The 5,491-nt window shown below is 53.3% G+C and carries 6 protein-coding genes; 2 read left to right on the forward strand and 4 right to left on the reverse strand.

Translation table 11 applies throughout. From position 1 onward, the window contains the following. A partial coding sequence (locus ACETWG_10425) for a lysophospholipid acyltransferase family protein (protein ID MFB0516999.1) occupies positions 1 to 851 on the reverse strand: 851 nt, incomplete at its 3' end. A gap of 173 nt (positions 852 to 1,024) precedes the next feature. Further along, on the reverse strand, positions 1,025 to 1,525 hold the full coding sequence (locus ACETWG_10430) for a DUF456 domain-containing protein (GenBank protein MFB0517000.1): 501 nt from the start codon (positions 1,523 to 1,525) through the stop codon (positions 1,025 to 1,027). A 276-nt stretch (positions 1,526 to 1,801) separates the two neighbouring features. Between ACETWG_10430 and ACETWG_10435 the strand changes: the two genes are divergently transcribed. Continuing rightward, positions 1,802 to 2,341 (forward strand): thiol reductase thioredoxin, encoded by a 540-nt coding sequence (locus ACETWG_10435; GenBank protein MFB0517001.1) that lies wholly within the window; start codon positions 1,802 to 1,804, stop codon positions 2,339 to 2,341. Positions 2,342 to 2,466: 125 nt separating this feature from the next. Here ACETWG_10435 and ACETWG_10440 read toward each other — a convergent pair whose 3' ends face one another. Beyond that, positions 2,467 to 3,291: a hypothetical protein gene (locus ACETWG_10440; GenBank protein ID MFB0517002.1), complete on the reverse strand. Its 825-nt coding sequence runs from the start codon at positions 3,289 to 3,291 to the stop codon at positions 2,467 to 2,469. Beyond that, the gene (locus ACETWG_10445) at positions 3,254 to 3,829 is read right to left on the reverse strand and encodes an RNA polymerase sigma factor (GenBank protein ID MFB0517003.1); all 576 of its coding nucleotides are present in this window, start codon (positions 3,827 to 3,829) and stop codon (positions 3,254 to 3,256) included. Before ACETWG_10445 ends, ACETWG_10440 begins: the two co-directional genes overlap by 38 nt. A 440-nt stretch (positions 3,830 to 4,269) precedes the next feature. Here ACETWG_10445 and ACETWG_10450 point away from each other — a divergent pair, with 440 nt between their 5' ends. Beyond that, positions 4,270 to 5,487 (forward strand): pyridoxal phosphate-dependent aminotransferase, encoded by a 1,218-nt coding sequence (locus ACETWG_10450; GenBank protein MFB0517004.1) that lies wholly within the window; start codon positions 4,270 to 4,272, stop codon positions 5,485 to 5,487. The last annotated feature ends 4 nt before the right edge of the window (positions 5,488 to 5,491 follow it).

Here is a 5,491-nt window from a genome sequence, read left to right on the forward strand (position 1 = left end):
TCCCGGAAGACCTCGGTCGAGTTGCGGTGCTCGCCGGTGCGGGTATTGACGAGGGTGGCGTCGCCTTTCACGCGCCACTTTTCGCCGCAGCGCTGGCAGGCCAGATAGCGCCACCGGATTTCCTCCAACCCGTCGGATGCGCCGCAGTTGGGGCACCGGAAAATGAGCCGGGTGATCTTCTGGGCCGGACGGAAGCTGAGGACCCGCTGCGGGCGGTACCCGGGATTATCCGTAGCCGGATCCCAGCGGATGGCACAGTCCACGGCCTGCGCTACTTCAGTATCCGTCATCTCCGGGGTGAAGCTGAGAGGTGGCCGGAATTCCACATACACCTTCACCGTACGGGGCCAGCTGGCCCACCGCGGTAAGGCCAAATAGCCGTTGTGGATGATCACCGGGTGCACCGGTACTTTCATGACCCGGAACAGTTTTCCGGTAGAGGCCACCGTAGGCAGGGTTATGCCATCCCAGTTGCTCTCCCCCTCCGGCATGACCACGATCATCCTTTTGTCCTTCACCAGGCGCATGACTTCCCGCACCGGTGTGGTCTGAGGCTGAAACTTGCGGGTGGCCACCACACCCAGCTGTTTTAACAGATAGGCCATGAACCCCTGGCGTAGAAATTCATCGGTTACGATCCCGGATAGAGGCTCGCGCTTGATGAAGTAGTTGATCAGGAAGGAGTCATACGTGCCGCTGTGATTGGCGATGATAAAGCAGGGGCCGGAGGCAGGCAGGTGTTCGCGCCCGAGCAATACCGGTCGATGGAGGATACGGATCACGGTCCCGAAGACCAGGCGCATGAAGCGGTAGGCCCAGGGATTGTAGGTGCGTTTTTGCCGCGGACGCATCGGTTTTGTTTTCAGGGACACGTGTGAATTAAGTGCAGTCTATTATCGATCTTAATAACTCGTTGATTTCCCATTATTTCAACATAAGAAAGGCTGTACCTGGTTCCAAGAGCTTCTTTTTTGGAGTCTTGGAGTGAGTGGTTTATGGATGGTAGCAGGTACATCCATTTCGTTCATACCAGTGCTTTAATCAGCCAGATCCCGATGACGATTACGGCTGTTGACTTCAGGGTTTTGCTGACCACGTTGCCGATGACGGTACCGAAAGCCGCTCTGACAGCCTCGGCATCAGTCTTGCCGGAGAATTTTTCACTGATGTAGGCGCCAAGATAAGAACCGGCAAATAGACCAACCAGTGCGCCAAAAGGTATCAATATGCCCACGCCGATGATCGTCCCGGCGATTCCGCCCAGAATAGCGAAGACCACCGAACGCCGGTTTGCTCCGTAGAGCCTGGCGGCCAGCCCACCCATAAAAAACTCTATCACCTCAAGGATGATTGCCAGCGCAAAAAAGAATAGAAGGTGATATACGGTAATGGAGGCAAAATTGGTGGCCAATCCACAGATAAGTGCAAAAATGGACATCAGGAATGTTCCGGGAATTCCAACCCAGGTGACGAGGGCCATCACGATGGTCAGGAGGCTGATGCCGATAATTATCAATATATCCATTGACTTGCGAAGTCAGTTCTGCTCGATATGGGGCAGCTTACGGGTGGAAGGCACGGAACGTTTTCAAAGGGATATGGACTATTGGTATGAAAACTAAGCGCCGTATCTCTTGATTCCAAGTTTCTTCCGCCAGCTCAATGCGATGGGGAAGTGGATGAGCAACACCTGCCTGAGCAGAATATTATACGATACTGCGGCATTCACAGGGAAAGGTTCCATCCCACAAGTCCGGAGCCTAACTTTAATCGTTTTCAACATCCGGCAAAGGGGAAAGCCATGCAGGCCATCATTTTTCTTGCTTCGGTGATAGTATGCTTCCTTGCTGCCCCACAGGAAGCCGAAAAGAAATCTGCCGAGAGACCAACCGAACCTCCGATGCTGCTGGGCGTTGTAGATCGAGCCGAGCTAGGTAAAGAACCCTATAGTAAGTGGTTTGTCAGTGAGTATGAAGCCTACGATTTAGACCGGGCTGTGCTCGACTCATTGAAGGGATTACTTGCGGATATAGATATCGAGATCTTTATGGGCACCTGGTGCAGTGATAGCCGCAGGGAAGTCCCCCGGTTCTACAAGATCCTGGATTCCCTGGGGTTCTCGGATCAGCGGGTCAGGCTGGTTGGGCTGGATCGAGGTAAGGTGAGCCCGGGCCACGAAGAAAAGGGTATGAATATTCACCATGTCCCCACATTCATATTTTATCTCGATCAGGTGGAGATCGGCAGGATCATTGAGACGCCCGTTCAAAGTCTGGAGCAGGATATGAAAGCCATAATAACGGGCGCACCATATATTCCCAATTATTACGAGCTGGAGTAAGACCCGGGCTCTTCGCCATTTTTTCCGATCTCCCACGACCTGGGCTAGGCCCCTTTTTCCGGGCGAGAAAAAGCCCGAACCCTATAGGAGGATCCGGGCGAGAATCAAGCTCCTATCCTGGCGAATTACTGCTGTAGTTTTTTGCGAACCACCTTTCTTTTCTTCACCTGGGCATCCTCCGGATTGTTTTCGTCCACCAGTTTAATTCTCACTGGTTCCTTAACGGCGGTGGTGTCGTCGATCGTGGCCTTGATTTCGATCCGCTCTTTACCCTCATCCTCACTGCGGCTGTAAGTCACGTCGGCATCCAATCCCCAGCTCTCCAGTTCCTCGCGGATAGCCTGCTCAACCTGTGCTTCGGTAAGGTCGGTGATATTGATTTCCACGTCGAAAGTTTTGTGCAGCAGTCCGGTCAGCAGGTTGCCCCGGAACTCATGGTCGATCGGTTCAACCGTTACTAACTGCACGCCTTCGAGGGCTTTAACCTGTCGGGAGAGGGCCTGGTGATCAATTGTGCTCTCGGAGAAGGTAAATAGCATCTCGCTCCGCTCGGCGCCATCGCTAAGCTGGTCGATGGTGACTTCCACATTGGAAAGTGCCTCCCCTGCCTGGGACTTCACTTTTTCCACGATTGTTTGAGGATTACCTTCGGCGGACACTCTCATGGAGTAGCCTATGGTCTTTGAATACTCGGTTGGGACGTTGCAAGCCCCGATGAGCAGCAGGGCGGCGGCGTAGGCTGCGAGGGCGGGCCGGGATAAGAGAACTCTAACCGGCATCGCGAGATTCCCTAACTGTGTCCGAGGCCGGTGCTGGTGAGCCTCGCTGGCAGCTGCCAGCTGGTGGGCCATTTCTTGGAAGGATCGCGAGGGTTTGGCCTGCCGCAGGGACTCGAACGGATCATCTTCCCTGCTAATTCCGGGATCGGGAAAAGTCTGTTGCGACTTCATCGTACATCTCCAGCATGGTTCTTGGTTTAGTGGATTCGCGCAAGCCTGCTATCAGCCACTGCTTCAGTTCTCGTTTGGTTCGAGCCAGGCGGGATTTCACCGCCGATTCACTCTCCAGGTAGAAAGCGGCAATTTCCGTTATAGCGAAGCCGCCAATCTCGAAGAGAAGGATCGTCTCCCGCTTCTTCCGGGGCAGGTGATCCAGGGCGTGAAGCAGCTGATACAATTCCTCTGTCTGTAGTCCAGCCACCGCATCGTGGTGCCGCTCCCACTGAGCGCTATCCCACTCCAGGAAGCGTCGCCAGAAATAGCGCCGGTGGAAAGTTGCCGCTTCCCGGGTGATGATGCGGAATAGCCAGCTTTTAAACTGGCTGTGATCCCTTAGCGAGGGGAATCCTCGGAGAGCCTTGAGAAGCGCCTCCTGGAGGATATCGTCATGGTGATCGGGATTCAGACCGCGGCAGTAACTGGCAGCAGCCTGGTAGTGGGGTTTTAACAGTTGAAGGAATTGTTCGGTGATTTTTTCTTCGGCTTTCATATCCATTGCTTGCGCTTGTCGTATCCTAGTGACGCTCATCGATACCGAAAAGTCGCAATGGAAATGCTCCCAGGGCACCGAATCCGGCAGAGTTCAGCAAGTGTTTCGAACAGCTGTCGCTTAAATCATCTATTTAAGTAGGAACCATCATTTGAAGTTCCTGGGTGGGTTGCCCTACTCATCACTATGCTGCTCGGCTGTAGTGAAGCAGTAAAAAGTATAGCGTTAGGTGCATGCAAGCACGAAGTTGAAAGTGCCGAATGCGACTATGGAATCGCTTATAATTGAAGAACACTTGCCCGGCGTTGAAATTGCGGATAAACTCATCTACCGTAATTTCCTAGTAGCATTAAGTCACGGATTAGTCCAGCTTCGTGACGTAGCGATTATCTAGGATCACCATCAATCATGAAGATAGTTATCATAACGAAGCTAGAGCTATGAGCATCAGTCAAATTGCTAGAACGATCAGTGAGTCAGCCACCCTCAGGCTGAACGAGAGGGCAGCCATACTTCAGGATAAGGGGGATCCGGTTATTCATCTGGGGGGTGGTGAGCCCAAGAGTGCGGCCCCCGTTGACGCCATACTGGCTGCCGCGGGGCTGTTGAATACGGCGGAAATCAGATATACCCCGGCTGATGGCATTCCGGCGATGAAGAAAGCTATCATTCGCTACACCGAGGAACACTACCACCGGCTGGTGGAGCCCGAGAACGTGATTGCCTCGAGCGGCGCCAAGCAGGCCATTATGGTGGCTCTGCAGGCTATCCTGAATCCGCAGGAGGAAGTAGTTTTTCCCTCGCCTTACTGGGTGAGTTATCCCGAGATGGTGAAATTGTGCCAGGCCATTCCGGTGCCGGTCCTGCCCGAAGATGGCACTTTCCACCCCCGAATCCAGGACATCGAGGAGAAGGTGGGTACTTACACCAAGGCTGTGATTATCAACAGCCCCAATAATCCCACCGGTGTGATGTACTCGGAGGAGTTCATTGCCGATATAGTGGACTTCTGTGAGCGCCGCGATTTATACCTCATCATGGATGACATCTACCACCGGCTGATCTTTGATAACCGCAAGCCCATTAATTGCTACAACTATGCTAAAGACCTGAGCGAGAATTCCAAACTGATCGTGGTCAATGGTGTCTCCAAACAATACGCCATGACCGGTTTCAGAATCGGCTGGGCCGTAGCGAATAAAAGGCTCATTGAGGTAATGGCAATTATTCAGGGGCATCAGACTTCCGGGCCGTCGGTGGTGTTGCAGAAGGCGGCAATAGGGGCGCTGGATGGTATCCAATCAAGCGTGGAGAATCTGCGGGTGACCCTGGAGAACAACCGGAATGTCATGATCGATCATTTGAATGCTTTCGATGGGGTGAAGGTCACCAAACCCGACGGCACGTTCTACTGCTTTGCCGATTTCAGCGTTTACAACCGGGACTCCACCGCATTGGCTGAATTTCTGATCGATAAGGTGCAGGTGGTGGCTGTTCCGGGGGTTGAGTTTGGCTTGGAAGGGTACCTCCGGTTGAGTTTTTGTGGCTCGATAAGTGATATCCAGGATGGTGTGGAGCGCATGAAGTGGGCCCTGGACCTGAATTCTCCCAATGGGCTGTATATCGGGGACCGCAAACTGGTGAGGGATTGGACATGAGCAA

This window comes from Candidatus Neomarinimicrobiota bacterium (assembly GCA_041862535.1).
GTDB lineage: Bacteria > Fidelibacterota > Marinisomatia > SCGC-AAA003-L08 > TS1B11.

Coding starts and splice junctions, on each gene's coding strand:
- ACETWG_10430 (MFB0517000.1), bottom strand. CDS start 1,525: ATGGATATATTGATAATTATCGGCATCAGCCTCCTGACCATCGTGATG.
- ACETWG_10445 (MFB0517003.1), bottom strand. CDS start 3,829: ATGAAAGCCGAAGAAAAAATCACCGAACAATTCCTTCAACTGTTAAAA.
- ACETWG_10435 (MFB0517001.1), top strand. CDS start 1,802: ATGCAGGCCATCATTTTTCTTGCTTCGGTGATAGTATGCTTCCTTGCT.
- ACETWG_10450 (MFB0517004.1), top strand. CDS start 4,270: ATGAGCATCAGTCAAATTGCTAGAACGATCAGTGAGTCAGCCACCCTC.
- ACETWG_10440 (MFB0517002.1), bottom strand. CDS start 3,291: ATGAAGTCGCAACAGACTTTTCCCGATCCCGGAATTAGCAGGGAAGAT.